The sequence below is a fragment of the Saccharibacillus sp. O23 genome (assembly GCF_002205895.1).
GTDB lineage: Bacteria > Bacillota > Bacilli > Paenibacillales > Paenibacillaceae > Saccharibacillus.
The window spans coordinates 1-26,652 of the sequence record NZ_NJDE01000021.1; the positions used below are offsets into that span (position 1 = coordinate 1).

At 54.3% G+C, this 26,652-nt stretch carries 30 protein-coding genes and 1 riboswitch; of the genes, 3 read left to right on the forward strand and 27 right to left on the reverse strand.

From position 1 onward, the window contains the following. The coding region (locus tag CDO73_RS26985) for a hypothetical protein (protein WP_218821635.1) at window positions 1-189 on the forward strand (189 nt) is incomplete at its 5' end. A 207-nt stretch (window positions 190-396) separates the two neighbouring features. On the opposite strand, the gene CDO73_RS20870 is transcribed toward CDO73_RS26985, so the two are convergent. From CDO73_RS20870 to guaA, 24 genes are all read right to left on the reverse strand, one after another. Next, on the reverse strand, window positions 397-1,788 hold the full coding sequence (locus CDO73_RS20870; RefSeq protein ID WP_088490462.1) for an NCS2 family permease: 1,392 nt from the start codon (window positions 1,786-1,788) through the stop codon (window positions 397-399). Between the two features lie 138 nt (window positions 1,789-1,926). Continuing rightward, window positions 1,927-2,027, reverse strand: a riboswitch (purine riboswitch). Between the two features lie 269 nt (window positions 2,028-2,296). Beyond that, window positions 2,297-2,668: an MmcQ/YjbR family DNA-binding protein gene (locus CDO73_RS20875; protein ID WP_088490463.1), complete on the reverse strand. Its 372-nt coding sequence runs from the start codon at window positions 2,666-2,668 to the stop codon at window positions 2,297-2,299. Between the two features lie 45 nt (window positions 2,669-2,713). After that, a complete protein-coding gene (locus CDO73_RS20880) occupies window positions 2,714-3,748 on the reverse strand; it encodes a leucine-rich repeat domain-containing protein (protein WP_088490464.1) in 1,035 nt (344 codons plus the stop codon). After that, the gene (locus tag CDO73_RS20885; protein ID WP_088490465.1) at window positions 3,748-4,359 is read right to left on the reverse strand and encodes a DUF1349 domain-containing protein; all 612 of its coding nucleotides are present in this window, start codon (window positions 4,357-4,359) and stop codon (window positions 3,748-3,750) included. The genes CDO73_RS20880 and CDO73_RS20885 overlap by 1 nt, the downstream gene beginning before the upstream one ends. Before the next feature lie 179 nt (window positions 4,360-4,538). Further along, window positions 4,539-4,715, reverse strand: a complete 177-nt coding sequence (locus CDO73_RS26855; RefSeq protein WP_179218776.1) for a hypothetical protein — start codon at window positions 4,713-4,715, stop codon at window positions 4,539-4,541. A gap of 43 nt (window positions 4,716-4,758) precedes the next feature. After that, window positions 4,759-4,950 (reverse strand): thiocillin family RiPP, encoded by a 192-nt coding sequence (locus CDO73_RS20890; protein ID WP_088490466.1) that lies wholly within the window; start codon window positions 4,948-4,950, stop codon window positions 4,759-4,761. A gap of 63 nt (window positions 4,951-5,013) precedes the next feature. Next, window positions 5,014-5,193 (reverse strand): thiocillin family RiPP, encoded by a 180-nt coding sequence (locus CDO73_RS20895; RefSeq protein WP_088490467.1) that lies wholly within the window; start codon window positions 5,191-5,193, stop codon window positions 5,014-5,016. Between the two features lie 71 nt (window positions 5,194-5,264). After that, window positions 5,265-5,444: a thiocillin family RiPP gene (locus tag CDO73_RS20900; RefSeq protein WP_088490468.1), complete on the reverse strand. Its 180-nt coding sequence runs from the start codon at window positions 5,442-5,444 to the stop codon at window positions 5,265-5,267. A gap of 188 nt (window positions 5,445-5,632) precedes the next feature. Further along, on the reverse strand, window positions 5,633-6,403 hold the full coding sequence (locus CDO73_RS20905) for an ABC transporter permease (RefSeq protein ID WP_088490469.1): 771 nt from the start codon (window positions 6,401-6,403) through the stop codon (window positions 5,633-5,635). A gap of 1 nt (window position 6,404) precedes the next feature. After that, the gene (locus CDO73_RS20910) at window positions 6,405-7,127 is read right to left on the reverse strand and encodes an ATP-binding cassette domain-containing protein (protein ID WP_088490470.1); all 723 of its coding nucleotides are present in this window, start codon (window positions 7,125-7,127) and stop codon (window positions 6,405-6,407) included. A gap of 13 nt (window positions 7,128-7,140) precedes the next feature. Next, window positions 7,141-7,773, reverse strand: a complete 633-nt coding sequence (locus CDO73_RS20915) for a hypothetical protein (protein WP_088490471.1) — start codon at window positions 7,771-7,773, stop codon at window positions 7,141-7,143. 2 nt (window positions 7,774-7,775) lie between these two features. After that, window positions 7,776-9,278 (reverse strand): nitroreductase family protein, encoded by a 1,503-nt coding sequence (locus tag CDO73_RS20920; protein WP_088490472.1) that lies wholly within the window; start codon window positions 9,276-9,278, stop codon window positions 7,776-7,778. Between the two features lie 4 nt (window positions 9,279-9,282). Continuing rightward, window positions 9,283-9,861, reverse strand: a complete 579-nt coding sequence (locus CDO73_RS20925; RefSeq protein WP_088490473.1) for a hypothetical protein — start codon at window positions 9,859-9,861, stop codon at window positions 9,283-9,285. A 29-nt stretch (window positions 9,862-9,890) separates the two neighbouring features. Further along, window positions 9,891-11,117 (reverse strand): YcaO-like family protein, encoded by a 1,227-nt coding sequence (locus CDO73_RS20930; protein ID WP_088490474.1) that lies wholly within the window; start codon window positions 11,115-11,117, stop codon window positions 9,891-9,893. Next, window positions 11,089-11,784, reverse strand: coding sequence for a lantibiotic dehydratase C-terminal domain-containing protein (locus CDO73_RS20935; RefSeq protein ID WP_088490475.1), 696 nt, complete (start codon window positions 11,782-11,784; stop codon window positions 11,089-11,091). The genes CDO73_RS20930 and CDO73_RS20935 overlap by 29 nt, the downstream gene beginning before the upstream one ends. Further along, window positions 11,774-13,966, reverse strand: coding sequence for a hypothetical protein (locus CDO73_RS20940; RefSeq protein ID WP_088490476.1), 2,193 nt, complete (start codon window positions 13,964-13,966; stop codon window positions 11,774-11,776). Before CDO73_RS20940 ends, CDO73_RS20935 begins: the two co-directional genes overlap by 11 nt. 13 nt (window positions 13,967-13,979) lie before the next feature. Next, window positions 13,980-14,891, reverse strand: a complete 912-nt coding sequence (locus tag CDO73_RS20945) for a site-2 protease family protein (protein ID WP_088490477.1) — start codon at window positions 14,889-14,891, stop codon at window positions 13,980-13,982. A 35-nt stretch (window positions 14,892-14,926) separates the two neighbouring features. Then, entirely contained in the window at window positions 14,927-15,106 is a 180-nt protein-coding gene (locus tag CDO73_RS20950) for a hypothetical protein (protein WP_088490478.1), read from the reverse strand. Between the two features lie 132 nt (window positions 15,107-15,238). Beyond that, a complete protein-coding gene (locus CDO73_RS20955; RefSeq protein WP_088490479.1) occupies window positions 15,239-15,841 on the reverse strand; it encodes a response regulator transcription factor in 603 nt (200 codons plus the stop codon). A gap of 4 nt (window positions 15,842-15,845) precedes the next feature. Then, window positions 15,846-17,855 carry a sensor histidine kinase gene (locus CDO73_RS20960; protein ID WP_179218777.1) on the reverse strand — a complete coding sequence of 670 codons (2,010 nt, stop codon included), beginning with the start codon at window positions 17,853-17,855 and terminating at the stop codon, window positions 15,846-15,848. Next, window positions 17,852-18,775 (reverse strand): polyprenyl synthetase family protein, encoded by a 924-nt coding sequence (locus CDO73_RS26545; protein ID WP_143536161.1) that lies wholly within the window; start codon window positions 18,773-18,775, stop codon window positions 17,852-17,854. The genes CDO73_RS20960 and CDO73_RS26545 overlap by 4 nt, the downstream gene beginning before the upstream one ends. A 174-nt stretch (window positions 18,776-18,949) precedes the next feature. Next, window positions 18,950-20,161, reverse strand: a complete 1,212-nt coding sequence (locus tag CDO73_RS20970; RefSeq protein ID WP_088490482.1) for a Bcr/CflA family multidrug efflux MFS transporter — start codon at window positions 20,159-20,161, stop codon at window positions 18,950-18,952. 98 nt (window positions 20,162-20,259) lie between these two features. After that, window positions 20,260-20,730 (reverse strand): SMI1/KNR4 family protein, encoded by a 471-nt coding sequence (locus CDO73_RS20975; protein ID WP_088490483.1) that lies wholly within the window; start codon window positions 20,728-20,730, stop codon window positions 20,260-20,262. Between the two features lie 88 nt (window positions 20,731-20,818). After that, window positions 20,819-22,357, reverse strand: a complete 1,539-nt coding sequence (guaA, locus tag CDO73_RS20980) for a glutamine-hydrolyzing GMP synthase (RefSeq protein ID WP_088490484.1) — start codon at window positions 22,355-22,357, stop codon at window positions 20,819-20,821. Between the two features lie 193 nt (window positions 22,358-22,550). Here guaA and CDO73_RS20985 point away from each other — a divergent pair, with 193 nt between their 5' ends. After that, window positions 22,551-23,348: a DedA family protein gene (locus CDO73_RS20985; RefSeq protein ID WP_088490485.1), complete on the forward strand. Its 798-nt coding sequence runs from the start codon at window positions 22,551-22,553 to the stop codon at window positions 23,346-23,348. Between the two features lie 102 nt (window positions 23,349-23,450). Here CDO73_RS20985 and CDO73_RS20990 read toward each other — a convergent pair whose 3' ends face one another. Beyond that, on the reverse strand, window positions 23,451-23,885 hold the full coding sequence (locus tag CDO73_RS20990) for an Lrp/AsnC family transcriptional regulator (RefSeq protein WP_088490486.1): 435 nt from the start codon (window positions 23,883-23,885) through the stop codon (window positions 23,451-23,453). A 157-nt stretch (window positions 23,886-24,042) separates the two neighbouring features. Here CDO73_RS20990 and CDO73_RS20995 point away from each other — a divergent pair, with 157 nt between their 5' ends. After that, window positions 24,043-25,083 (forward strand): oxidoreductase, encoded by a 1,041-nt coding sequence (locus CDO73_RS20995; RefSeq protein ID WP_088490487.1) that lies wholly within the window; start codon window positions 24,043-24,045, stop codon window positions 25,081-25,083. A 104-nt stretch (window positions 25,084-25,187) separates the two neighbouring features. Here the strand turns inward: CDO73_RS20995 and CDO73_RS21000 are convergent, their stop codons facing one another. After that, complete coding sequence (locus CDO73_RS21000; protein WP_088490488.1) at window positions 25,188-25,415, reverse strand: hypothetical protein; 228 nt, start codon at window positions 25,413-25,415, stop codon at window positions 25,188-25,190. 220 nt (window positions 25,416-25,635) lie between these two features. Then, window positions 25,636-26,094, reverse strand: coding sequence for a thioredoxin-dependent thiol peroxidase (gene bcp, locus CDO73_RS21005; protein WP_088490489.1), 459 nt, complete (start codon window positions 26,092-26,094; stop codon window positions 25,636-25,638). Window positions 26,095-26,652 lie beyond the last annotated feature (558 nt).

The following is a 26,652-nucleotide window of genomic DNA, read 5'->3' on the forward strand; positions in this document are numbered from 1 at the left end:
GTTTCTCTTGTTTCCGCCGCTCAGTGTTTCTCGCAGCAGCAACTCTTATATATTAGCATGTTCGTTTTCGTTTTGCAAGTCTTTTTTGAAATCTTTTTTTCAGGCTCTTTCGAACCGTTCATCCGATTTCCTTTTTCGACTCGCTCGCTTTTTCGAACCGCACCGGCGCTCTCTCAAGGCCGTTCCTAGACTATAGCATGCGAGCAGGAGCGTTGCAACCCTTTTATTCAAAACTTTTATCCGGTCGATCAATCCCGTTTATCGCGTTCCGTACCTTTAGGCTCTATAAACGCAAAGAAACCGGAATCCGTCTATTCGACGAATTCCGGTTTCCGCTTGCTCCGCACGGGGTCCCTTTTGATGGTTTCTCTCTATATTTATCTATTTAAGTTTGGCTTACTCGCTGCCCAAGAAGATGTAACGGGCCAGAACGAGAATCGCCAGTACCCACATCAGCCAGTGAATCTTCACTTTGCGGCTGGTGAACAGGCTGCTCAGTCCGCCCAATACGACGTAGGACAGGATGCCGATCGAGATGCCGTTCGCGATCCCGTTCGTGAACGGCATAAAGATGATCGTCAGGAATGCCGGAATCGCATGCATCATGTCGTCCCATTCGATGCTGCGAACTTGAGAGATCATCAGAACGCCGACCATGATCAACGCCGGAGCCGTTGCCGCCGAAGGCACGACCAGCGCCAGCGGGGAGATGAACATCGCGAGCAGGAACAGTACACCCGTAGTGACCGCGGTCAGACCGGTACGTCCGCCTTCCGCGATGCCTGCCGTACTTTCTACATAAGAAGTAATCGTGCTCGTGCCGAGTACCGCGCCTGTGCTGACGCCGACCGCGTCGACCAGCATCGCTTTGCCCAGTTTCTTCTCGCCTTCTTCTTTGTTCTTCATCAGGCCCGCGCGTTCCGCCGTACCGACCAGCGTGCCGAACGTGTCGAACAATTCAACGAACGTGAAGACGAAGACGATCTCGAACAATCCCAGCTTCAGTGCGCCCATGATGTCCAGTTGGCCGACGGCCAGATCGCTGAACGAAGGCAGCCAGCTGCCCGTGGACAGGCCGCTCAGATTGGTGACGCCCATCGGAATGCCGATCAGCGTGATCAGCACGATTCCGATCAACAGCGCGCCGCGAACCCGCATGACCATCAGAACGCCGATGATGAAGATCCCGATCAGCGCAAGCAGCGTATCTTTCTGGTGCATGAAGTTGCCGAGCGCCAGTTGGAAGTTCGAACCGAGTACCGTTACCGGACCTTGAAGCTGCGCCACGTCCGTTACGCCGGTAACCGTCGCGGAGACGGTTACGATATTGCCGAGCTTCATGCCGATAATCGTAACGAACAAGCCGATGCCGACGGTAATGGCCGCTTTGATCGACGACGGAACCGCCACGATCAACATCTGGCGAATCTTCGTCACGGTCAAGATGATAAAGATCAGACCGGAGATGAAGACCGCGCCGAGCGCCGCTTGCCAGCTGATCATGCCGTTCGAACTGAGTACGACGGTCATAAAGTAAGCGTTAAGGCCCATGCCGGGCGCCAGCGCCACCGGAAGATTGGCGATCAGACCCATCAGGATCGTCACGATGCCCGCGCCTACCGCCGTTGCGAAGAATACGCCCGAAGCCGGGATGCCCGCGCCGCTCGGACCGAGGAACGAAATATTCACGATAAGGATGTAGGCCATCGTGATGAAGGTTGTCAGACCGGCGATAACTTCCGTTCTGACCGTGGTGCCGTGTTCTTTGAGTTTAAAGAACTTTTCCATGATACTGACTTTCCTCCTCGGGAATGTAAAAGTGGGGGAACGACAAAAGAGCGCGGGTACGAATGCTTCGCCCCGGCGCTCTCTGAAAACTGGGAAACGGCGGCGCTCGGCGCCGAACGATAGAACGTCCGCGCTTATAGCCGCATTTTCCCGTTTCGTAGAGCGATCATTTGAGGTGATCACGTAGAGACTTCCGGGCCGATTCCCGGAATTATACGAACACTGCTTCTGTTGTCGATTACCTTATCCGCCGCCGCCAAATCTTTCGTTCCGGCAGGTCGGCTTCACAGGTTACATTCTAGGGCAGCTCCGATAGCTTGTCAACATAAAAAGCGAATAATAGGAGCAGGGTTTTATTCTAATGTTCGTTAATTATCCAAAACTCGTACATGACAAAAACGTCCTGCTAACGCTCTTCCTCCCGTCTATAAGGCACGGGAGTCGAAAGCGCGGCAGGACGTTTCTTTTCTTCGTTCCGGCTTGCATGAAAACGTTCGCTTTTATCGAGTCAATTCTCGAACGGCGGCAGTTCGTCGCGAACTTTTTTGGTCAACCCTCGACGAACCAACTCGTACGAGTGGCGGATCATGCCGGCGACGAATTCTTTTTCCAAGCCGCCTTGTTCCAAGATCAGGCTGTTCCAATGGGATTTGTTCGAATAATAACCGGGCACGATCTGTTCGTAGCGCTCGCGGTATTCTTCGGCCAAGGCCGGGTCGCATTTCAGGGTCAAAATCTGTCTGCCTTCATTGTCGGTCCCCCGCATGCCGAAGTATTTGCCTCCGACCCGGTACAGGGTGCTGCCCCATTCTTCTTTGAAAAACTCTTCCGTGCCCGGCAGCGCCAAGCAGGTCTCGCGAATCCATTCGTCCGTCAGCATCTACGGTTCTTCCCCTTTCGTCGCCCGCGCTTATTTCCATCTTCGTCACAACCACCAACCGCGTTTGTCGGCCAGCCCTTCTTGCTCCAGAACGGCTTGAATTTCTTTGTTCGCCGAAGTCTTTTTCATGGAGACGGTCAAACGGTTCGGCCGACGTTCGGCGATCAGCTGTCTGAAGTCTTCCGGCGTCAACGTCTGCATCTCCAGAAAAACCAATTCGTCCAGCGCGGGAGCGGTCAGCGCCCAATCCCATTTTTTCAGTCCGACGTTGTCGCAGACGACTCGTTTCAGCAAAGGCAGGCTATCCAGAGCAGGCAGCGTCTCGATCAGCGGTTGGTCGACGATTTTAAGCCGGCGAAGCCGACTCAGCGCGGATACGGCAGACAGGTCGTTCAACCCTTTGACGCGCAGCAGCCTCAATTCTTCCAGCGCGGACAGTCCGGCCAACCACTCCAACTTCTCCGCGCCTCCGAACCCGAGATCGAGCTTTTCCAACCGGGGAAGCGAACCGAGGAAACCGAGATCGCCCAGAGGAATGCCTTGAACGTATACCGTTCTCAGGCTTTTCAGCTCCTGTACGACTTCGATGTTTTTCTTCTGTCCGTTCAGCGCCAATCTTTCCAGCGCGGCAAACCGTTTCAATACGGACAGATCCGGCTTTTTCGAACGCGTTTTGCCTAATCGAAGAGAGACCAGATCGCTCCTCACTTCGTGCAGCGCTTCGAACGAATCCAGCTCGAACACGTCCAATTCCAATTCGCGAAGCTTCGACAGGCCGCCCAGAGGCGAAAGACCCGAAACGCGAGAACAGCAGTCCACCGCCAGACGTTCTATGTCGGTCATAAACGTCAGCGCGGACAGATCGGCTTCCTTCAGATGAAAACCGTAGATTCGAAAAAGCACGTCCGGACGCAGCGCGAAGACCCGATCGTTCAGCAGCTTCAGCAGCTCCCGGCTCGGCACGTTATATTCGCTGTACTGCAAGACTTCGAGCGACGGCTCCGCCGCCAAAGCATCGACGTCGGCTTCCGTCCAATCCGGCTCGATCTGGACGCGTCCGCTCGGTCCGACCGCCCCCATTATTTACTTTCCGATCCGGCCGAACCGCTGCTCTCGATCTCGAAGCTGCGGAACAGCGTCTCGAAACCGCCTTCCGTGCCGGGGCTGGCCGAATATAGGCCGACTTTGAGCGCCGCGCCTTCCGGGCAGCGCAGATGCGCGATCCGGAGCTGCTCCCATTCTCCGCCGGATACGCGCGCATGGACGAAGAAGTCGTTTCCTTCGCGCGTGACTTTGAACTGCAAAGTTCCGTCGAAGATCCGAGTATCCGCGTTGCGCGTCGACCAATCGGAATACCCGTCCCGGGTGACGACCGCGCCCAGATGCGAAGGACCGTCGGGGATGTATTCGACCGACGTCTTCAACCAATTGTCGCGATCGACTTCCACGAACAGACCGGATTGATCGAACGTGTAACGAGGGTCCATGCTCAATTCGGTCACGGCGGTAAAGTCTCCGACGATCTCGTCGTACAGCACATGCCCGTTATAGCGCTCGAATCCGTAATGCGTTTTGAGCCAGAAGTCGGTATCAGGCAGGCTGTGCAGCTTCAAGCCTTCCTCCGTCGTTTCCAGCTTCTCCGGCTGCGTCATGATCCGAAGTTTGTCGATCGCGTGCGGTATGTATTGCATACGATTCTCTCCTCTCGATATACGGAATAGAAAAACGATCTTGCGAACTTCTTCATTATATCCGATTTGTTTCCTGCGCTTCCATCTGCGGGGATCGGATTCGGGTGTGCGGACGACAAACAAAACGGCTTTCCCCGCATCGATGCGAAGAAAGCCGTTTTTGTCGTGCCGTCGCGAATTTACTTCAGGCTCGGATTCGTCAAACGAATATTCGAGACCGTTCCGCAGTTCGTGCAGAAGGTCAGCAGGACTTCCGAACCGGTGAGCGCCATTTTGGTTTTTTCGGCGTCTTTGACTTTCATGTGCTGAATGGCTTCCTTGAATTCGGTTCCGCCACAGTTAGAACAAGGTTGCATAAGTACCACTCCTTCGAAAAGATTTGGAAAAGCCGTTCCCGATTTAATCTCCCGCGGAGGAGAAGGAGGCTGCCGACGATACGGAAGAAGCACAGGAACCCGCGGTAGCGAAAGAGGCGCTGGTGGACGCGCTGGAAGCGGTCGTGAAGCCTGCCATTTCGTTCAAGTCCGCTTGTTCTTCGATGTAAAAGTCCAAATCGTTATGTGTGAGTTCCGCTTCGAAGTGCTTGTTCATAGTCAAATCGCTCCCTTTATATAGTTTAAAGTACCATCTTTTAACTTGCAAACTTCAAGGCGTTTAACCGAAAGACGAAGCGGAGCTGGCCGACGAGCTGGAAGACGCGCAGGATCCGATCGTGGACGCGCTGCCGAAGCAGCCTGCGGAACCCCATGTACCCGCGACTTCGTTCATTTCCACTTGCTCCTCGACGAAGATGTCGTCTCCGTCCGCGATCAAGTTCAGTTCTTGCTTTTCCATGTGTAATTCCTCCTAATAATTTAGTTATTTTAATGGGTTGTTCAATAAGGTGATCGGATGAAGATCCCGGTTTAACCGAAGCTGGAAGCGGTGGTCAGCGTGCCTACCGACGATCCCGGGCAGGAACCCGAAGAGGTCGAAGATAAAGTTCCCAACGAACCGGCCACTTCGTTCATTTCCATTTGCTCTTCCACGAATACTTCGTCAACGGCTTCCAGAAACTCGACTTGCTCCAACATCGTCTTTTCCATAATTAGATACCTTCTTTCCCGAATTTGGTGTGAATCGAATATCGCAGATCAAAATCAAGTTGTTACGCGGTTGATGCCGACCTTAGCGGAGAATCCTCTAAGCTCTTGCTCCTCTCCGCTAAGGCGGCCTCGCCGAACGCCGATGCGCGGCGGGTGCGGCTCGAACGCTTCCGCCGTACGAGCGTCGGTTAAACGCGTTCGTTCGCATCGGCGATCTTGAACGTCTTCAAAGCGGCGAACCACAGTACCGCGCACAGACCGATCAGGATCAACAGATATTGGTACGTCGGCAGCCAAGTGTTTCCGATCATATCGAGCTCGAACAGCGTGATATCGTTCATGATCATCATGGGGTTCCAGAACAAGAACTTGTAATACATCTGCGGGTTTTGCCCCTGCGTCATGGCGAGCATCGACGGCATCGTGATGCTGAACATGAGCAGCAGCGTGATCGGCGTCAGGAACGCGACGACCTTTTTGCTTTTTTTGAAGAACGAAGCCAGCACGTAACTTGCCGGATACAAGCAGAGCAGCGTGACGTTGGAGAATGCCCAGATCATCACGAGCGAGTTCAGATCGACGCCGATCAACAGCTGGTAACAGGCCATGAAGAACACCAGAAAGATGTTGAAGATGATGAAAATCCCTACGGCGACGCCCATGAAGTAATTATTCAGCTTCAGATCGGTCCGTTTGAGCAGCAGGAACGTGCCGTCTTCTTTCTTTTCGGAGAGCAGCAGGACGTTCAGCGACAGCGCCAGACTGAAGATCAAGATCAGGATCGAGAAAGGCATGAACTGCGATTTGATGATCAGATCGGCCGTTTCTTTGTTTTCGATGGTGTTGCGAAGCACTAGCGCGAAGACCAGGAAGATCATGGGAGCCATGATATTGCCGATTACCGTCCACTTGTTGCGCCACTGTTCCAGCAGATAGAATCTCGCGATATTCATTACCATGTCAGCTCACCTCGATGTATTTTCCCGTCAGGCTGTAGAAGACGCCTTCCAAGCCTTGGAACGGGGAATTTTTGTATTTGTCCAGCAGATAAGCGGTCTCGCCGACTTCAAGCACTTTGCCTTCGTCCAGAATGACCACGTCCGTGAACAATTCCTGATAACCCGAGATCTCGTGGCTGATGATGATCGCGAGCAGATTCTGCGCGGCGATCTTTTCTTTGAGATGGCGTTCGAGCAGGAATTTCTTCTCGATATCCAGCTCCGCGAACGGTTCGTCCAGCACCACGACCGATTTGTTGAGCAGGAAGGTCAGATACAGCGATACCGCTTTGCGTTCCCCGCCCGACAGGTTCTCGATCAACTGGTTCTTGATGCGGTCCAGCGACAGCAGCTCGTACAGCTTGGCATCTTCCTGCGCGTTCGCGGTCGTCATGGCGAAGAACGACAGCACTTCTTTGACTTTCAAAAAGCGGAAGCTGTTGAAGCTCTGATACTGGAAGATCGCGTTCGGCTGAAGATCCCGTTTCTCGCCGTCGTCCAGCAGCACGATCGCGCCTTCGTCGCTTTTGATATTGCCCGCCAGAATATTGATGAAGGTACTTTTGCCCGCGCCGTTTTTCCCGAGAATCAGATAAGTATTTCCGCTTTTGAAATTCAACGATACGTCTTGCAGCACGTTCTTCTCTCCGTACCGCTTGCTCAGCTTCGTGACGTTCAGTTCCATTTCTTTCGCCTCCTTATTCGATCGCAAACGCGAAAATCGGAATCTCGTCTTCGCTGTTCTGGAACACGGAATAGAATTCGATCGGCGACAGGCCCGCGAATACCGTTCCTTTGATGCCCCGGTTGGACGCCAGCAGCGAACATTGATGGCCGAAAAATCCGCTGAGGATCATCAGGTCCCGGTAATAACGGTCGCGCATTTCTTTGCCTTCGAAAAAGCTCAGTTTCCAGACGAAGAACAGGACGGCTCCGGCATCATGCATTTCTTCTTGGATGTACAGCGATTCGCGGCCGATCGGTTCGTTCAGCGTTCTGGCCCGGAACGTTCCGCCGCCGTAACGGTAAGCGGTCGGCGCGCCGGAAGACGGATCGACCAGACCGACGTTATCGATCACGTGCAGAGACAGCGCTTCTTCCGAGATGTCCATGCCGGCGCGCAGCTTGTCGAAATAAGAAGCGAATTCGTGCAGGTCTTCCAGCGTCAGATGCGCCGCGTCGCGATTGAAGTAACGGAACGATTCGCGCGCCGCGATATCTTCTTCCCGGAACGGAAACAGCACCTCGGGCAGATCGTTCAGGCGCAGTCCGGGCAGATAGCCGTCCGCTCGGAGCACATTGCTTGTCTCGTCGATGATTCTGCTCAGCATGGTTACACCACCTCGATTACGTAATTGATGAGTTCGTTCGTCGTTTTGACTCCGAACAGTTCCAGCAGCTTCTTCTCGTCGAATCGGGTGACGACGTTGTAGCGGATGCCGGTGACTTGGGCGGCGGTCGCGAACTGCGACAGCAGCACGCCGAGATTCAGGTTTGCCACTTTGAACGAAAAGTCGTTGTATTTGCTGCCGATCATGTCCGCGTCGCTGGCCGGCACGACCAGCATGCCCGAGCCGTTCGTCGGGATCTCTCCGCCGAACGCCGCTTGCAGCCGCTCCCGGTCGAGCCGATCGATCATGTAGAAACTACCGTCCAGATTGGAGTAGAAGTACAACCCTTCGCCGTCCAGATTCTCGGGATTCAGATTGACGAGATACAGCAGGTTGGAGTTGATATTCCCGCCGGTCGGACACATCTTCTTGGGCATCGGGCTGCCGTTCTTCTTATAGCCGACCAGATAGTTCGCCAGTTCCGCGAGTTTCGGGTCCAGCTTCGTTCCGTCGATCTTCTTCCAGAGGAAGGAACGGCCGTCTCCGATAATGAGCTTCGCGTTGGACGCTTTGTAATGCGCCAGATGCGACGTTCGGTTCAGGTATTTGGTGGCCGGGAACGCGACGCGGTCTTCGTAAGCGCCGATCAGCGAGTCTTCGCCGAGATAATGGCCGTAGCGGATCGGCACCACGTTCGATTCGGACAAGTCGGCGCTGACTTCGATATAATTCTTGAGCAGCAGACGTTCGCCGAATTTAAAGTATTCTTTCAGAATATGCAGGAACGCGATCCGCCCGAAGGCTTCGTCGTATCCGGCTTCGCGGGCTTGAACCGGCGGATTCTTCAATTTTTCCGTCAGATAACGCTTTTTATGCACGGCTTTGCGTCCGAGCAGCGGGCCGATCTGAAGCGCCTGCCGCGAATGGGCGAACAGCAGTACGTCGTTGCTCGGCAGGATCTCGTCAAGCTCCGGTTCCCAATCGTTTTCCGTGAGGTAAGCGACCAGGTCGCCGGCTCTCAGTTCCTGCTGCTCGATCGGCCGGATTCCGTGGTCCGTTAATCGGCGGCGAACTTCTTCGGCCAACGGCGATTCGCCGGAGGGCAGCACGCAGACGCGCTTTTCGCCGAGCAGGCGATGCAGGTCTTCCACGCTGTTATAGTTTTTGTTTTTGGACATGTTTTTGACGAAATATTTCTCCAAGCGGCTGAGGGGCTCGTAATCGACGTAATCGATCAGGCAGCCTTTGGCGAACAGGATCTCCAGCACCCGCATGACGCGGCCGGCTTCGAGTCCGCTTCGTTCGACCAATTCTTCGAACGTTTGCTTGCGGCTCGACAGCAGCGGATACAGCTTCTGCAGCAGATCGCCGACCGCGCTTCCGTTGAGCTTGAACACGCCGCCCGGCGAACCGTATACGGTAAAGCCGTTGCCGCGGATAAACTTCAGCCCCGGCAGCAGGAACGGGTATTTCGGAAATTTCACCATAGGATCGTTGAACATCATGGCCTCATGCCCCTCCTTTCACGCTGAGCAGTTGTTCCAACTCGTCGGATTCGTACAATTTGAAATCGCATTTCGGGCAGCCTGTATAGCCGGCGCGCTGTTTATGGACGAAGAACGAATCGTTCAGCAGATAGACCGTTTCTTGATTGCGGAACTTGCCGGCGCGCAGATTGTCCAGCAGCTTGACGGCGAAGATCTCGATCTCTTCGTCGAGAACGGAATCGATCTTCTCGAACCCGCAGTAGCCGTATACGGCGTCGTACATCTCGTTGTACCCCTGCATTTCTTTGTGGCGCTGGATCATGCAGGACGTGCAGACTTCTCCGGGCTCGTATGTAGGTTTATAGGAGCCGAATACAAGCACTTTGTCGGTATCGAAAAAGATCGGCACGATCTCTCCGGCGAAATCGAAGTTCTGCTCCAGAAAGTGATCGACGTACAGACCGTCGTAGACGACCAGCAGCAGCTCGGCGTCGGGACGTTCGCGCAGCGGATAATCGACCGGGAAAGCGCCTTGTCCGCTCAACGTTTCGGCAATCTTCCTGCGGGCGTTCCCGATGCCGGTCACGGCGATTTTTGGCATAAGAATTCTCCTTTCGGCTCAAGCAGGGATTAGGAAAAAGCCAGAGGCTTGTCGTTGATCATCGAGAAATCGAAACTTCCGTATTGACGCTCGGCATAACCTTGGATCCGCCGGCTGTCCAGATAACGGGAACGATGCACGAACGAGATCGGTTGAAGCGTCGGAACGGTCACTTTGACCGCGCGCAGATCGTTCTCGTAACATTCCCGGTTGGTCATGTCCGTCACGTAAATCTCGTGGCCGACCGTTCGCAGCGCTTCGATCAGGAACTCCAATTCTTCCTGCTTGCTCAATCCGACGGTTCCTGGATCGAGCGGCGCTTGGCCGTTATCGTCCAAGAAATCGAAATGGTCGGCATGGTCTTCGTGCGCCATGTAGAGCGCGCCTTGATCGACCCGGTAAAATTCCTGCACGTCTTCTTCGATGATGTTGCGGTTGCGTTCCACGCTCTCGGAGAGACTGAAGATGACGGACAACAGTTCTTTTTTGAGCTTGGCGATCGCTTTCTTCGAATCGATATGCGTCGAGAACATCAGCACGTTCTTGATCTCGCGGCTGTGCCGGGTCGTCGCCCGCAGGCAGAACGTCTTGACGCCTTCCACGGTGCTGGCGTCGTACAGCCGGACCGAACCGAGAAACTCGCTGTCGAACACGTCGACGTCGAGTCCGTTCGCTGCCGCGTCGATCTCTTTGAGCGGAAGCTTCAGCAGCCAAGTGAGCGCGATCGCGTCCCGTTCGACGACTTCGTAGATGCCGTTCAGGATCGCGTCCGAGAAATTGCTGTGGATGGCGCATCCGGTCGAGATCGGGTTGGTCGTGCCTTCGCCGTCGTATTTCTTTTTGGTGAACAGCGTGACATGCTCTTCGGGAATATAGACCGGCTTGCGCTGCGTCAGATTAAACGATTTGACCCAACGCATGACGCCTTTCGGGCGGTAATTTTTGTTGAAGCTGTTCTCGGAGTCGCTAAGCTGCGGGAACAGCGCGAGATCGATCGCTTGATCTTGAAGGTCTTCCAGACTGCCGATCAAGCTCGGCGCGACGGTCTGGCTGTTGCACAGCCGTTCGATCGCTTCCATCTTGGACAAGAAGCTCGCTTCTTCGACCGTGTCTCCGGTTCCCGCTCCGTACAGCTCCCGCTCGGAAGCGACGGAGGAATTGCGCCCTATGCGCGAAATATAGATCCGGGTATTCTGTATGCCTTTCGCCGGGAAACACTCGTAGGTCTTAAAGAAATAATGATCCAGAGACTTCATGGGGACTCTCCTCCTTCATTTTCAGAAACCATTTGATGATCGCCGCTTCTTCGGCAATCGTGCAGTTCATTTTGTTCAGCGTCATATGGATGAATTGGAAGCACAGGCGGTCTTTGGCTTCGTCGGGCATGGCGGGAATTCCCGGTACGACGAACTCGTCGATCAAACGTTCGAGCCCGTCTTCGAGCTTGCGCTGCGCCGCGCCTTTGTTCGGCGAAGCCTGAATCCGGCTGATCAGATGTCCTCCGGTCCCTTTTTCCCACCAGGCGACATGAAATTTCAGATAGCGGACGTCCATGCGATCGAAAGCGTGCAGCAGTTCGCGAACCGTCAGCAGCATCGTCAGCCGGTCGACCCGTCCGTGTTCCACCAGATAAGCCGACAGCGCCGCGGAATACTCTTCGTACAGATCCAGCGAATCGCCGTACACGTTGTACTCCGGATCGTAGATTTTCTCGACGACTTTGCAGCCCTCGAACAGTTCCTTCAGATGCTTGAGATATGCTCTTTTCTCTTCCGCATCGCTCAGGAACAAGCGAAGCCGCACATGGAAGCCGTTATAATCGATATAGTTGATAAAAAAGTACTTGCGATCGAGACGGTTGCGGTTCAATGTATTCAAAAATTGTTCGGGACTGATCCCGTAAATGTGAAAGCTATACCACATGTTCATCACCTTCAACGATAAATTGCCCGTATTCGACGCAGCGGCCGTCTTGTCCGTAAGCTTGCGCGTTCGGGAACACGCCCGTCACGCTCAACGTTCGGCCTTCTTCCAGCATCTTGCGCAGCAGCTTGATCGACACCGGCGAATGCAGCGACATCCAGACCGGTTTGCCCGGCAGCGCGTATCCTTCTTTTTTTTCTTTGACGAAAAAGTCGAACGGATACTCATTCTGCTCGAACAGCCTTGTCAGCTTTTCGGCGAAAGCGGCGTCGCTCATACGTTCTTGCCCCGAATCGAGCTGCTCGGGCTTCAACTCGTATTCCTGCCGGAACGGCGCGTTATACGTTTTGATCTTGGCGTATTCGACTTTCCACGGATGGATCAGGTCCATCAGGATGCGTTTGGCGCCTTGGAACAAGTGGAACGGCACGGTTCCTTGATACGTCAGGTTGATGCGTTCTCCCCGATACTCGAAGCACAGCTCGCCTTCTTCGGTCAGGGCGGTCCGGATTCGGGCGAAATCGGCCGGCCATCTGACCTTCGGCAGATCGCTTTTGCCTACGTCGATCTTGTTGGAGATCTCTTCGTCGATCACCACTTCGTACACCGGGTAAGGACGGGTGAAGATGCGCCGGCAGTGATTGCGGTACTGCTCCGCAAGCTCCGGGGAGAAAGCGTCGGCATCCCGGGCGATCAAGTGTCCCGATCCGGAAGCGATATTGTTCAGCACCAGATTCGAGGCTTCGTCGATCTGGAAAAACAGCAGCATGTTCTTCTTCTGATCCGGGACCGACGGTCGATCGTACGCCGCGTAATCGAAGTTCCGTTCCAGCATCGCCTGCTTCGTCATGCAGATGATCTCGAGCAGGCTGCTGCCCGCGAACCGTTCGTGACGGCTTCGGATATAATTGCGGATGCATCTTCCCCGCTCGTTCTCCGAAACGAACTCCGACAGCAGCTGTTTCTGACGCTCTGCCGGGATCGCGGGGAAATCGAACGCTTCGCGCCGGATCACGTTATGGTAGAACAGAGGCATCTTCGCCAGCATGGCGGGAAGATCGACCGGATATTTGCTTTCGAGCTTATCCGCGATATAGCCGATCAGCTCGCCGCCGGGATCGTTGCGCTGCAATTTCCCGGAAGCCGCGGCTTCGAATCGTTCGCGCCAAGCGTTTCCGAACAGTTCTTCGACCAGATCAAGGAAAACGGCGGGATCTTTCAGATAGATTCCGTAATCCGGAACCGCGATATTGTTAGCGATCAGACTGTCGATATCGATCCGTTCTTCGCTCCGAACAAGCTGTTCCAATTCCGCATAAGTCAGCTTCTCTTCGGAATCCCGTCTTTTTTCGCTCAGCGCCACATAGACTTTCTGATGCAAAATGTCTTCCTGCTTCAAAAGCCAACCGAAATCGCGGTGCAGCATCTGTTTCTCGAAATAGAGGCCCAAGATTCGTTCGTTCTCGCCGCGTACGGTCGGAGAAAAGGTGTAGACCAAACGGCGGCGCTTGTCTTCGTCCATCGAAACGGCTTGAAGCAGCAGCGTCTGGATCAGCGTGTTGAGTCCGTATTTCGCGATCTCCGCAGGCCGTTCGTCCCGGTACGTGGTTACGCCGAAATGGCTGAGCGGACTGGTCTTGACCGTGGCCCGCTGCACGTAATTGTAGCGAGTCTCGAGGCGCGAGCGTTTGGTGCGTTCGCCGCCTCCGCTTTTGCTTTTCTTGCCCAGCCCTTGTTCGTAGAAGTCCGCATTCGTATACTTGAGCGCTTCCCGGAACTGCTCATTCTCGAAAAAGACGTCCATCGGATCGGGCTGTCTGAATTCGTCTTCGATCTCGAGGCGCAGCCGATCCAACGCTTCGGACTTCGCCGCGTATTCGTCGAGCAGAAGGGATATCTCCAGCAAAGCGGCATGTCGCCTGATTTCGTTACGCTTCTCCTCGCTAACGAGCAGCTTGGCTCCTTTCAAGCGCATCAGCAGCTTCAGCTCCGTCTGCCGACCTTCCTCGTACAGCGATTGCTTGGCCGATTTGATCTGTTCTTCGATCCGCCTTCGCAGCTCGTTCAGCTCGTTCTCCGTACGGACGACGGATCGCAGACCGCTCAACTTCTCGCTCTTCAGCAGCTCGATCTTCCCGAACGGAAACAACGATTCTCTTTTGAACAAAATGTCCGCTTGCATGACCGTTCCCTCCTTATCCCAGCAGTATTCGATACATATTGATCGCGAACGTGACCATCAGAGTCGCAAGGAATCCGTAAAACGCGAGGCCGTAAGCCAGATAAGCGAATCGGACGCCGCGTCCGGCCGTCAGTAGGCTTTCTTTGACCTTCTTGCCGACTCTCAGCTTGAACTTGGTGTACGCGATCGCGTTGGCCCGGAAGTCCGGTTTGCGGATCAGCGAGAGCAGGAAGATCGTGAAGTCCGTCGGCAGCAGCAGATTGTAATTGAAGAACAGCATCGTAAGCTGCAAGCTGAACGCGATCGCGTAGATCGGTTCTTGGAAGTTCAGGAACAGCAGCAGGTAGATATTCGCCAGCAGCACGTCGGCCAGATTGCCCGCCAGCGCCACGTTCGCCCGTTTCAGATTGTTGCCGGTCGCCAAGATTCGCACGTAAGCGATCGGGAAGAAGTAATATTTCAATCGGAACCCGACTTTGACGACTTCGATCTGCTGCATCCTCGCCGCGATGATATGGAACACTTCATGCACGAACAGAATGCCGACGAAGAAGAGGATCGCGCCTTGAATGCCGGATACCGTATTCAACTCGATCGCGAATATCTCTTTGTGATCGAATGCGAGCGTTATCATACTGAAAAAAGATATTATAATGCCGAAGATCATCCATCCGAGCAGCTTCCCGGCATGCGTTTCTTGTTTGAAGTTCAAGATGTCGTTCACGACGTTCCTTTTGCGTACCTCGTGATCGGTCGGGACCAGATAGCCGATCTTCACCAATGAGGGAGGCATTTTCTGGAGCAGAACCGCTTCGTCCAACTCCAGCCGGCCGGTGATGTAGTAGCCTTTGCCGTTTTCCCGATTCGAGAAGAAGTAACGGTTATCCCCCATCGTCTCCACGACGAAATTTTCGTTTATTTTCATAAGAAGGGCTCCTTGGTTGGGATTGACTTTACGGTTTACGGCCAGCTCACGTCCATCGCTTGAGCTTTTTGCTTCATCGGACGCTCGGAAGGCAAACCGGCGAATGCGGTCTCGAACGCGTTTCCCATCGGAATCGAAACCTTATTTTTCAAGTCGGCCAATTGAATACTTCCCTTTTTCAGTTCTTGTATGTATGTCCAAAGTTCGTTGTTCATGTGTGACCTCCTGTGCTTTGTTGAACCTAGTGTACGATAGGGTTCGAATTCGAAAACGAGTATTTTGTGCAAATTTGAATAAAATCGAATAATAAAAAAGCCCGTTTCGAAAACGGGCTTTCCAAAATCGCATTATGTACGGAAATTGACGCTGATGATTCCCAGTTCGATGCCTTTGACGATCGCCGATACGGTCGAGTTCACCTGAAACTTCTCGTTGATCATCTGGATATGGTTGTTTACCGTGCGCCTGCTGATAAAAAGCCGATCCGCCACGTCCTGCTGCCGCAGTCCTTCGGCCATCAATTGCAGCACTTCTTTTTCTCTCGAGGTCAACGGCACGACTTCCGAATCGGACGCGCTGCGCGGGAAGATCATGCCTCCCCGTACCACGCGCTCTACTTGATCGATCAAATCGTGAATCGAGATGTTTTTGTTGATGAACCCTTTCGCTCCGATCTCGATCGCGCGGTTATGGTATTCCAGCAGGTCGTAACCCGACAAGAACACGATCTTCAGATCCGGATATCGTTGAAGCACCTCCTGCGCCACTTCGAGCCCGTTATGGTCGCCCATATGGATATCGAGCATCAGCACGTCGGGCATCTTTTGCGCGAGCAGCTTCGATAATTCTTCGGGCGAAGTCAACACCTGAAACTGTTCCACGCGGTCTTTCAGCGAAATCTCCAAACTTTTGGCAAACAGTTTATGATCGTCGACCAGAATAATATGCATACGACTATCCCATCCTCCCCAACGGAATTTTGAAGTGAATATGCATGCCGGCATCGGCGTTATGGCGAATCGTCAATTCCCCGCCCAGCGCGTTCATTTCTTGTTTGACGGAAAGCAGTCCCAAATGATTGCCTTGCGCGGGCGCGCTCAACTGGCGTTCGATATCGAAGCCTTTGCCGTCGTCGATCACGTCGCCGAGCAGCACGCCTTCTTCCGACACTTCCAGCGAAACGATAATCTCGCTTGCTTCCGCATGTTTGACGGCATTTTGCAGCAGTTCTTTCACCGTACGGAATACGGTATATTCCAGTTCTTCTTCGACCTCGAGCCCGATCTCCGCATCCAATCGGATCTTGAGGTTCGGCTGTCCGACGGTTTCTTCTTGAAGCTTGCGGCACAAGATGCTCAGGCTCTGATATAGGCCCAGATCTTGAAGCGTCGTCGGATAAACGTCGAACATCTTCTCCCGAATAGAGACATTCAATTCGTCCAGCGTATCCACGATCAGCGCTCGAATTTCCGGATCGACGCCGCTGACCGCTTCGCACATATGCCGAACCGCCAGAATCGATTGGAGGATATCGTCGTGCAAATACAGCGCCATTTCTTTGCGAATCTTTTCCGTGCTGCGGGTCACGTGTACGTTCTGGTAATCTTCGTAGCGAAGACTCGGCAAATACACGTAACGCCTTTGGTTTTCTTGCAAAATCTCCGTGGTGGTGAAGATTTCGCAGATCGTGTCCGCCAATAGCGACAAGGTCTCCACTTCCTGAACCGTAAACTTTGCGCCGGAAGATTTATGGCCTACGATCATCCAACCGTTCAGCGTTTTTCTGTATACCAGAGGGAAAACGAAATAATTTTCGCCGCCTATGGTTACATTATCGCTATATTCGCGCAGCTGCTCCTGAGTCAATGGATCGAGCGAGAAATTTTCAAAAATGCCGTTCTGCTGCAAAATGTAATTTCGATTCTCTTCTTTCCATACGATCATGGTTCCGTCGAGCGGAAGCGTCTTGTCGATCAATTGTTCGATCAGTCCGCCAAGCGAGGTCAGGTAATGGTCGTACGTCACTTTTTGCAGGATATCGAGACGTTCTTTTTCCATGTCTTCTTTGGCTCGGCTTACCGTTTGCAGTTGGCGTTTCGATATGGCCTGCTGCATGGTCCAATAGAGATAGAAGGTCAATAAAGCCACAAGCAGCAGAAGCAGCGAGTTCAACAGCGTCAATTCGATCACATAGTAAGCAAACCCCAAGAAGATGCCTACGCCCGCAAGAGCGATCGAGGCCAGACGAAGAATAAACAGATAGTTGTAACGCGCTTGCAGCCCGCTGCGCTTCATCAGGATATAACCGACCGCGATCGGCAGCGCGATCATCATATAGATCGAAAAGTATCGCGCTTGCGGCGGCAGTACGCTGCTGAACAACAACGATCCGAAAATGAAAGGTCCGAAAGAAGCCGCTACCGCTACATTCAACAGCAGGCGTTCATGATTCAATACGCGCCGCTGCCGACTGCGATAATGCGTGGAGATTCGAAAACAAGCCAAAATTCCGAACAAAACATGAAAGAAAAACATATACCCCAGCAGAGGTTGGAAACTCAGCAGCGCGACCAAAGTGGCCACCGACGAATTCAGCAGCCAAAAGTTCCACCGGCGATACGGCTGCTTGCGGGGAAGCTCCGTGAAATAAACGAAAAAGATAAACAGCAAGTTGGGCGCCACGCTCATCAAGACGCGTCCGATTCCGACGTATAACTGGAACGGTGCATTGATCAAGATCATGACCCAAGCCGACAGATACATGAGCAGCAGAAAGAGCAAGCTGGACATCATCTTGGTCGTGCACAGATAAATAACCGTCCCGATCAAAGTCAGCGTTGCCGCAAAGCACACGTCGGAAATAAAGTTTTCGGATTCGACTTTCATGGGGTAGAAATACAAAACGACGACAAGCATCAACAAGGCATTGAGCGGAATAAATCCGATGCGTTTGGCGACGATCATAAAGCCTCCAATTGCAGAAGCCTGAACAAAGCCTCGGTCTGCACCAAACGGTCCGTAAACTCTTCGCTCAACATTTCCCGGCATTTCTCTTTGTGCAGTTCGCGAACGAGGTAGCAGTATTCCAAAGAGCCGGATTCCTCGATCGCGGCGCGAACCTTTTCCGATTCTTCTTGCCCTGCCGCGTAAGCCCTCAGGATTCGGCTTCTTTCCTCTTTGACGCGCGCGTCTTCGACGTCTACGGTTTTTAAGATCGGCAGCGTGGGCCGAAGCTTGCTCAGGTCGCTTTTCGCTTCGGCGTAGAGAGCGGCCATATCGTTGGCAAGCTGAAGCGCCAGACTGGCATAATCCATAAACTCTCTCCAGAACCCCATACGGTCCGGATCGCCGCAGAGCGCGGCCAACTTGAATATGCTCGAAGTCTTGGGCAAAATCCGCCGCATATACTCCTGCTCTCCGATTCCGTCCAGCGCGGTACGGTTGATATCCGCCCATTCTCCGCTCAAAGCGCTCATCAAATGCTGTTGGATCTCTTCGCTTGCGTTCGGGATTAGGCGCTGCAATCGCCCGAACGATTCGACCAAGATCTCGGTGAACAGAAGCAGCGTGTTGGCGCGTCCGATTCGCTGCTCGATATGAGGATCGTCTTCGTCCACCAGATTATCGAGCATCCGCGAAGCGAGTCCGACCAATTCCAGATCCGCGGCGATTTCTATAGAAGGAAGCGTTTCTTCGGCACGGCCGAGCTTATGGATTTGAATATACAAGTTCCCCCAACTGAAGCGTCGAATCTCTTCTTCCAGCTTCAGGATATGTAAGATCGGTTCCGACGAGCAAAAAGCGTATTTTTCGAACAGCGGCCTTCGCGCGATTTCCAGATAGATCTGTGCAAGAAACGGATTCTCTGCATGAATTTCCGACACTTTTTGCCTATTCCCCTCTCTTTTATTCTCTTTTCTTTTTGTTTTACCTTATTTTACCCATATTCCTGCCCGAGAGCAAAGCGAGCAAGCTTGTTTGATTGCCGCTTCGGACGTGTAAAGGATAAGACGTCAAAAAGGACAGCAGCGCCTATGCGCAGCTGTCCCTTCCACCGCCTACGTAACGTTCTCGTTCTTGCGGATCAGCAAGAAGTAAGTCAGAATCGCGATTAAGCTCGTTCCCATCAACGTCAGCCCCAGCGGCACGGCCGTGTCTTCGCCCGCGATGCCGACCAGAGGCGCTACAAGCCCGCCCAGCACGAACGGTACCAGACCGAGCAGCGCCGCCGCGCTTCCGGCATTCTTCGCTTGGCTCTCCATGGCAAGCGGGAAAGCCGCCGTAGACGTGATGCTGATCGAACACACGAAGAAAAATAAAGGAATGACCAACGCGAACAGCGGTCCTTCGACGATCGTCACTCCGACCACGACGAGGCTCGATACCAAAGCCATCCACAAACCGACCAACATCAGCTTCTGCTCGGAGACCCGATGCGAGATGCGCCCGACGATCTGAGAACCGATCATCAAGCTGATTCCGTTGGACGCGAACAGCACGGAGAACATGGTCGGCGATACGCCGTAAATGTTCTGATACACGAAAGGCGTGGCGGCCACGTACGCGAATACGCCTCCGGTCAGGATGCCCTGCGCCAGCATGTAGCCCACAAACTTTCGATCGCGCAGCATCAAGCCGTAGTTGCGAAGCTGCGATTTGAAATTCGGCGAGACGCGACGCTCGGCGGGATGGCTTTCTTTCAAACGAAATTGCGTCATCAGGTACAAGAACACCCCGAGAATCGACAAGGAAACGAATACGCCCGGCCATGTCGTGAACTTGAGCACTCCGCTTCCGGCAATCGGAGCGGCCAACGGTCCGAGGTTGCCGACCAGCAGCAGCAGCGAAAAGAATTTGGTCAGTTCATGACCGCTGTACAGGTCGCGAGCGATCGCTCGCGAGATGACGATGCCTGCGGAAGCCGCGAAACCTTGAGCGAACCGGAACACGATCAACATGCCGATGTTGGGCGAATACGCGCAGGCCAACGAAACGACCACGTAAGCGATGATGCCGATCAGCAAAGGTCTGCGTCTGCCGTAGGCGTCGCTGAGCGGTCCCACGACCAACTGCCCGATGCCGAGTCCGAGCAGGCATGCCGTCAAACTGAATTGCACCAAAGAAGCGTTCGTTTCGAAATCTTTGGCGATCTGAGGAAACGCGGGCAGATACATATCGATCGTAAAAGGCCCCAACGTCGAAAATACGCCTAACAATAAAGCGAGACCGATCACGCTCCATCGACTATTTTTGCTTGTATGTTTATCCATGATAATGTAACTCTCCAGCCCCTCTGCTTCTAATCTGATTCCAGATTATACAGGAGCCCGGTTACTAAGTGAATCTTATTTATTTTTAATTTTAAACTTTATTTTTTTCTCCGCATGGCGCGATGCGTCTCCAAGACGAATTCCGCCAGCTCGGCCAGCAGCGTAGGGAGATCGTCCGCGATCGCTTCCAGCGGCGATTCGTCGTAACCGTCGTGATAGAGCCGATATACGGTGCCGCCCGGCCGAAGCACCAGCAGATCTCCGTCGCCGAAGCCTCCGATCGGCAGCAGGTCGAGATCCGGCTCGATCGCGCCTTGACTGCGGTATTCGGCAATCAGCTCCGCGCCTGACGGGTACGCCCACTCCTGCTCTTTGAGACCGTGGATCGTCGGCTCGGCAAAATGCAGCGGACCGAACCTTGCCAGCAGCTCCCGGTATTCGCCGGGCAGGCGGATGCCGCGGCTTTGTTCGAACGCGGCAATTCGGTCTTCGAGCTCCGGCTGATGTCCTTCGCCCTGCCCTGCCGCATACGCTTCGGTCAGCAGAGATTCGATTTCTTGCAGGTTCATCTTGTTCGCCTCCTGTAAGTTTGGCTGCTCGCCGGTCAAACAAAAAGCGCGAATCCCTTCGATCAAGGAATTCGCGCTTGAATTTATTCTATTCCCACTCGATCGTTGCCGGCGGTTTCGACGTCACGTCGTACACGACGCGGTTGACGTTGTCCACTTCGTTGACGATACGCACCGAGATTTTCTCCAGCACGTCCCAAGGGATGCGCGCCCAGTCGGCGGTCATGCCGTCGATCGAAGTGACCGCGCGGATGCCGACGGTGTACGAATACGTACGCGCGTCGCCCATGACGCCGACGCTCTTCATGTTCGGCAGCGCCGTGAAGTACTGCCAGATCTCGCTCTCGAGACCGGCTTTGGCGATCTCTTCGCGCAGGATCAGGTCGGAGTCGCGAACGATGGTCAGCTTCTCTTCCGTCACTTCGCCGAGCACGCGGATCGCGAGACCCGGACCCGGGAAAGGCTGACGCCATACGATCGCGTGCGGCAGGCCCAGCTCTTCGCCGACTTTGCGCACTTCGTCTTTGAACAGCGTGTTCAGCGGTTCGATCAGTTGGAACTTCATGTCTTCCGGCAGTCCGCCGACGTTGTGGTGAGACTTGATCGTCTGCGCCGTCGCCGTGCCGCTCTCCACGATGTCCGTGTACAGCGTACCTTGCGCCAAGAATCCGAAATCGCCGAGCTTAGCCGATTCTTCGTCGAAGCAGTAGATGAACTCGTTGCCGATGATCTTGCGTTTTTGTTCAGGATCGTCCACGCCCGCGAGCTTGCTCAGGAAACGTTCCTGCGCGTCGATCTTCACCACGTGGATATCGAACTTGCCGACGAACGTCTCCATGACGCTTTCCGCTTCGCCTTTGCGCAGGAGTCCGTGGTCGATGAACATGCAAGTCAGTTGGTCGCCGATCGCTTTGTGGATCAGCATCGCCACGACGGACGAATCCACGCCGCCGCTCAGCGCGCACAGGACTTTCTTGTCGCCGACTTTGTTGCGGATATCTTGAACGGCTTCTTCGATGAACGATTCCATCGTCCAGTCGCCGCTGCATTTGCAGACTTCGTAAAGGAAGTTCTTGATCATCTCGTTGCCGTATACGGAGTGGCGCACTTCCGGGTGGAACTGCACCGCGTGCAGATTGCGTTCCGGGTGGCTCATGGCCGCGATCGGCGCGGATTCCGTGCCCGCTTCCAGCACGAAGCCGTCCGGCAGCGTCACGACATGGTCGCCGTGGCTCATCCAGACCGTCTGGTTGCTGTCGAGACCTTTCGTCAAGATGCTGTTGTGCAGGAAATCGACGTCCGCTTTGCCGTATTCGCGTTTGCCCGCGCGTTCGACTTTGCCGCCGAGCTGCTGCGCCATCAGCTGCATGCCGTAGCAGATGCCGAAGATCGGCAGCCCCAGCTCGTAGATCGCCGGATCGACATGCGGTGCTCCTTCTTCGTATACGCTAAGCGGTCCGCCCGAGAATACGATACCGGCCGGATTCAGTTCGCGGATGCGCTCCACCGGGGTATTGTACGGCATTAGCTCGCTGAATACGCCCAAATCGCGAATCCGTCTGGCAATCAGTTGGTTGTACTGTCCCCCAAAGTCGAGTACGACGATGAGTTCGTTCGGTTTATTCATGTCACGCCTCCCTTAATTACTGTCGCTAATTATACCGATGCACCCACTATACCGCAAGAAAAAAAGGCTTCGGAGGCGACGATTTCGAAGACGGGCGGCGTCCGCGCAGCGAAGATGGATTTTCTCTGTCCAAATATCGTAAAATCAAGGAAAACGTCCGCAGTCTCAATTGTCAAAAGGAGTTCGAAGACTTATGGAAATCTTCAAAATGGTTCAACAGTTGTTCGAGCAGCACGGATATCTGGTCATGTTCCTGGGACTGTTTCTGGAATTTATCGCGCTGCCGTTTCCCGGAGAAACGACGATGGCGTACGCCGGCTATCTCTCGTATACCGGAACGCTCCGATTCGACCTGCTGCTGATCGTCGCGTTTCTCGGTACCACGACCGGCATGACCGCCACTTACTGGATCGGTCAACGGGCGGGACTGCCTTTTCTCCGACGTTTCGGCCGCTGGTTCTTCAAAGAAAGCAAACTGCTCAAAACGCAATCGTTCTTCGATAAATACGGCCCCGGCCTGATCTTCTTCGGCTACTTCATCCCGGGCGTCCGCCACTTCACCGGCTATCTGGCGGGCATCATGAACATCTCGTTCCGCAAATTCGCCGCTTACGCGTTCTCCGGAGCCTTGTTCTGGACGCTGTTATTTCTCGGCCTCGGCAAAATCTTCGGTCCGCAGTGGTCCGTCGCGTTCAAGCTGGCCGAACATTACGCGGTCTGGATCGTCTCTGCGCTGGTGCTGCTGGTCTGCGTGTTCGTCATCTATCGGTATCGAGCTTGGACCGCTTCGATCTTCGCGGCCATGCCGGGTTATCTGAAAAAACGCAAACAGCGGAAGCCGGAAAGTTCGGAGCGGCGCGAGCGCCCGACACGTCCGGTCCGTTATTCCGTCGCCAGCGCGCGGGAACGGTTCAAGCGCGCACGCATCGTGCGGATTCGTCCGGGACGTTTTCCCGCGAAGATCGTGCTCAAATCGCGAACGAAGCCGTGAAGAAGAGCCGGGTCAGCTTGCGAAAAAGAAGCCGGAGAGCCGTTCTCCCGGCTTCTTTTTTATATACGACGCCTCTTCTTCCGGTCCTCGCGCTCGCCGCGCTCACGCATTCGGCGGCAGCAGCGGTTTGTGTTCGATCGGCGACGACATGACGACCAACGTTACGCAATCGCCGTATTTGCCGCAGGCGTTCGTAAACCGCTCCAACGATTGCAGCGAATCGGTGACGACTTTGAGCATGAAATTATACTGCCCGCTGATCCGATGGCATTCCATCAGCTCCGGGGATTCGCGGCAGAACTCTACGAACGGTTCGCAGTTTTTGGTCAGAAACATCAAGTAAGCGGCGATCGGCTTGCCGACGGCCCGCGGCGAGACGATCGCTCCGTACCCTTCCACTACGCCCCGCTCTTCCAGCTTGCGCACGCGATCGGCTACAGCCGGCTGCGATAAGCTAACCGTTTTTCCCAGCTCTTTCATCGAAATCCGTCCTTGCTCCTGCAAGATCCGGAGGATTTCCTGATCTGTTCCGTCCATTTCGTTCTCCTTTTTCGTTTTATTAAGCATTTTATTAAAAAAGCGTTATATAGTAAATCCAAAATCGTATAACTCCTTATGCTATCCATTCATTCGCTCCAAATCGTCTTTTAAAATAAGACTATGCAACCGAATGAATAAAAAAGGAGCAACCGGGATGAGCCTATTATTGAACCCTGCACGAATCGGAACGCTGGAATTGAAAAATCGCGTCATGATGTCGCCGATGGGCACGACGGCTGCCGAAAAAGACGGCAAAGTCACGGATTGGCATCTGCTCCATTACGGGGCAAGAGCGCTGGGGCAGGTGGGATTGATCATGATCGAAGTGACGGCGGTGCTGCAATCGGGCGCCGACGAAGGCTCGCTCGGACTCTGGGACGACGAACAGATTCTTCCGATGCGGCGGCTGGTCTCGGCGCTGCAGGCGCAAGGATCGAAAGTCGGCATCCAGCTATGGCATGCCGGCCGCAAAACGCAGCGGCAGGAGCGGGCCGTGTCGGCTTCGGGTCTGCCGTATCAGGGGCGGCCCAGCCGGGCGCTCGCGATCGACGAAATCGGCGAAGCCGCGCAGGCTTTCGCCGCCGCCGCGGCTCGAGCGAAGCGGGCCGGCATCGATGTCGTCGAGCTGCATGCGGCTCACGGATACCTGCTGAACGATTTTCTGTCGGCGTATGCCAACCGCCGCGAAGATCGGTACGGCGGTTCGCCGGAAGGTCGCTATCGGCTGCTCGGCGAGAGCATCGACGCCGTACGGGCGGTCTGGAACGGACCGCTGTTCGTCCGTCTGTCGGCGGACGAATACGGGGCCTGCGGCAACCGGATCGAAGACGCGATCCGCTATGCCGGCATGATGAAGCGCCAGAACGTCGACCTGATCGACGTCAGCAGCGGCGGAGTTCATGCCGAGCGTCCGCCGGCCGTATTCCCCGGCTATCAGGTCCCTTACGCCGAAGCGATCCGGCGAGAGGCGGGTCTGCCGACCGCGGCCGTCGGCTTGATCACGGACGGCCCGCAGGCCGAAGCCGTTCTGCAAGCGGGAAGCGCCGACTTGATCGCGGTCGGCCGTGCCCTGCTGCGCGACCCGTTCTGGGTCCGAACGGCTGCCCAGCAGCTCGGCGAGTCCATACGCGAACCGGAGCCGTATGCAGGCTTATGGTTTCCCGACGCCGAAGCCGCGACGGCCGGCGGCGAATAACCCTCGCTCTCCGGTTACGGCTTCGGTCTCATAACATTCAAAAACGGCGGAACGCAAAAAATCCCGGGTCCGCCGACCCGGGATTTATTCATGAATGTCCCCGTTCAGATTCCTACTTCTACGGTTTCCCGTTCTTGCTTCGACGCAGCAGAGTCCGATTTTACGGTTTCGATCCCGCGAACTTCCAACTCCATAAGCAGGTCCGTGTACAAACGCTTGGCCTGCTCGCAGGCTGCGGTGATATCGTTCTCCCGTACCGTTTTGTAAATCCCCCGAAGTTTCGCGTTGTAAGAATTGTGATCCACTTTCACCCATGCTGGAATGATTTGCATTACGAATTCCACTCCCCCAAAAAAATCGTTTAAACAGCCCCCTGACCGACATTGGTCCGCCTTATTCGTTAATTCCCCCCTTTACCGCGTTACGACATCATTGTGACATTGAAAATTTTAATGAATTTCTCATTTCCTAACATTAATCTAAACGTTTTTCTGAATTTTCTCAATTGTTTTTTCACTTTTTGGGACTTCGTTCCTGCTTCCGGAATCGAAATTAATTTTCGATGGCTTGAAGAACTTCGTCCACGTGTCCTTCGACTTTGACTTTGCGCCATTCGCGGATCAGCTTGCCTTCTTCGTCGATCAGGAACGTCGAGCGGACGATGCCTTCGTACTCTTTGCCGAAGTTTTTCTTGAGCTGCCAGACGCCGAACAGCTCGCTGACTTGGTGGTCAACGTCGGACAGCAGAAGGAACGGCAGGTCGTATTTGGCCCCGAATTTCTCGTGCGAAGCGACGTCGTCCGCGCTGATGCCGATCACCGCCGCGTTCTTCGTCGTGAAATAACTCTCGGAATCGCGGAAATCGCAAGCCTGCTGCGTGCAGCCCGGCGTCATGTCTTTGGGATAGAAGTAGATGACGAGCTTCTTGCCTCGATAATCGCCGAGCTTGATCTCTTCCCCGCCGACCGCGGGCAAGCTGAATTCGGGAACTTGTTGACCGACTTCTACCATAAAATGAATCGCTCCTTTTCAGTTTGGAAAATGTGGGGGTACGCGCTGGAGACGCTCCGGGGGAAGGGGCTTTACGATCGCTGTTTCGATTCGATTTCTTCTTTGATTATACTTTTATAAGGTGGAAATCGAATCTCAAAGGCGACTTAAGCTTATGCTTCCGATGTGCCTTTCCTTCGGAAAGGCTTTAGTTTCTCCAAGCTCCCTTCCCCCTCCGCTGATGCGCGTGTACAAGAACATTTTACAAAGAAAACTCGCTGAAAGCGAGAAAGGAGCCGACTTATAGCAGTCGGCTCCTCTCGGCGCGGCATGCGCCTTGATGATTAAATATCCTTTTTGCGTCCTTCGTTCCGAACTCTATAGCTCTTGATGTCTAGGTTCGGTTCCTCGAACCGCCGACATCCGAGTCAAAGCCAGACCCGGCTTTCTGCTCTCAAACGAAACGCGATCGCAAGCGCAGCTTCGAAAAGCGCCTTTACCGCCCTTCTCTTTTCCCCCTTCTCCCTACCCACCGCCGAGCAGGACGTGAGCGGAGGGGGAGGGGGGAGCTGTAGGAAA

Coding starts and splice junctions, on each gene's coding strand:
- CDO73_RS26855 (WP_179218776.1), bottom strand. CDS start 4,715: ATGCAACCTTGTTCTAACTGTGGCGGAACCGAATTCAAGGAAGCCATT.
- guaA (WP_088490484.1), bottom strand. CDS start 22,357: ATGAATAAACCGAACGAACTCATCGTCGTACTCGACTTTGGGGGACAG.
- CDO73_RS20910 (WP_088490470.1), bottom strand. CDS start 7,127: ATGGAACTGAACGTCACGAAGCTGAGCAAGCGGTACGGAGAGAAGAAC.
- CDO73_RS20990 (WP_088490486.1), bottom strand. CDS start 23,885: ATGGACGGAACAGATCAGGAAATCCTCCGGATCTTGCAGGAGCAAGGA.
- CDO73_RS20915 (WP_088490471.1), bottom strand. CDS start 7,773: ATGCTGAGCAGAATCATCGACGAGACAAGCAATGTGCTCCGAGCGGAC.
- CDO73_RS20900 (WP_088490468.1), bottom strand. CDS start 5,444: ATGGAAAAGACGATGTTGGAGCAAGTCGAGTTTCTGGAAGCCGTTGAC.
- CDO73_RS20920 (WP_088490472.1), bottom strand. CDS start 9,278: ATGATGTTCAACGATCCTATGGTGAAATTTCCGAAATACCCGTTCCTG.
- CDO73_RS20930 (WP_088490474.1), bottom strand. CDS start 11,117: ATGAAGTCTCTGGATCATTATTTCTTTAAGACCTACGAGTGTTTCCCG.
- CDO73_RS20940 (WP_088490476.1), bottom strand. CDS start 13,966: ATGCAAGCGGACATTTTGTTCAAAAGAGAATCGTTGTTTCCGTTCGGG.
- CDO73_RS20895 (WP_088490467.1), bottom strand. CDS start 5,193: ATGGAAAAGCAAGAACTGAACTTGATCGCGGACGGAGACGACATCTTC.
- CDO73_RS20975 (WP_088490483.1), bottom strand. CDS start 20,730: ATGAACCTGCAAGAAATCGAATCTCTGCTGACCGAAGCGTATGCGGCA.
- CDO73_RS20905 (WP_088490469.1), bottom strand. CDS start 6,403: ATGGTAATGAATATCGCGAGATTCTATCTGCTGGAACAGTGGCGCAAC.
- CDO73_RS20875 (WP_088490463.1), bottom strand. CDS start 2,668: ATGCTGACGGACGAATGGATTCGCGAGACCTGCTTGGCGCTGCCGGGC.
- CDO73_RS20890 (WP_088490466.1), bottom strand. CDS start 4,950: ATGAACAAGCACTTCGAAGCGGAACTCACACATAACGATTTGGACTTT.
- CDO73_RS20995 (WP_088490487.1), top strand. CDS start 24,043: ATGAGCCTATTATTGAACCCTGCACGAATCGGAACGCTGGAATTGAAA.
- CDO73_RS20925 (WP_088490473.1), bottom strand. CDS start 9,861: ATGCCAAAAATCGCCGTGACCGGCATCGGGAACGCCCGCAGGAAGATT.
- CDO73_RS20935 (WP_088490475.1), bottom strand. CDS start 11,784: ATGTGGTATAGCTTTCACATTTACGGGATCAGTCCCGAACAATTTTTG.
- CDO73_RS20955 (WP_088490479.1), bottom strand. CDS start 15,841: ATGCATATTATTCTGGTCGACGATCATAAACTGTTTGCCAAAAGTTTG.
- CDO73_RS20960 (WP_179218777.1), bottom strand. CDS start 17,855: ATGATCGTCGCCAAACGCATCGGATTTATTCCGCTCAATGCCTTGTTG.
- CDO73_RS20950 (WP_088490478.1), bottom strand. CDS start 15,106: ATGAACAACGAACTTTGGACATACATACAAGAACTGAAAAAGGGAAGT.
- CDO73_RS20880 (WP_088490464.1), bottom strand. CDS start 3,748: ATGGGGGCGGTCGGACCGAGCGGACGCGTCCAGATCGAGCCGGATTGG.
- CDO73_RS20970 (WP_088490482.1), bottom strand. CDS start 20,161: ATGGATAAACATACAAGCAAAAATAGTCGATGGAGCGTGATCGGTCTC.
- CDO73_RS20945 (WP_088490477.1), bottom strand. CDS start 14,891: ATGAAAATAAACGAAAATTTCGTCGTGGAGACGATGGGGGATAACCGT.
- CDO73_RS20985 (WP_088490485.1), top strand. CDS start 22,551: ATGGAAATCTTCAAAATGGTTCAACAGTTGTTCGAGCAGCACGGATAT.
- bcp (WP_088490489.1), bottom strand. CDS start 26,094: ATGGTAGAAGTCGGTCAACAAGTTCCCGAATTCAGCTTGCCCGCGGTC.
- CDO73_RS21000 (WP_088490488.1), bottom strand. CDS start 25,415: ATGCAAATCATTCCAGCATGGGTGAAAGTGGATCACAATTCTTACAAC.
- CDO73_RS20870 (WP_088490462.1), bottom strand. CDS start 1,788: ATGGAAAAGTTCTTTAAACTCAAAGAACACGGCACCACGGTCAGAACG.
- CDO73_RS20885 (WP_088490465.1), bottom strand. CDS start 4,359: ATGCAATACATACCGCACGCGATCGACAAACTTCGGATCATGACGCAG.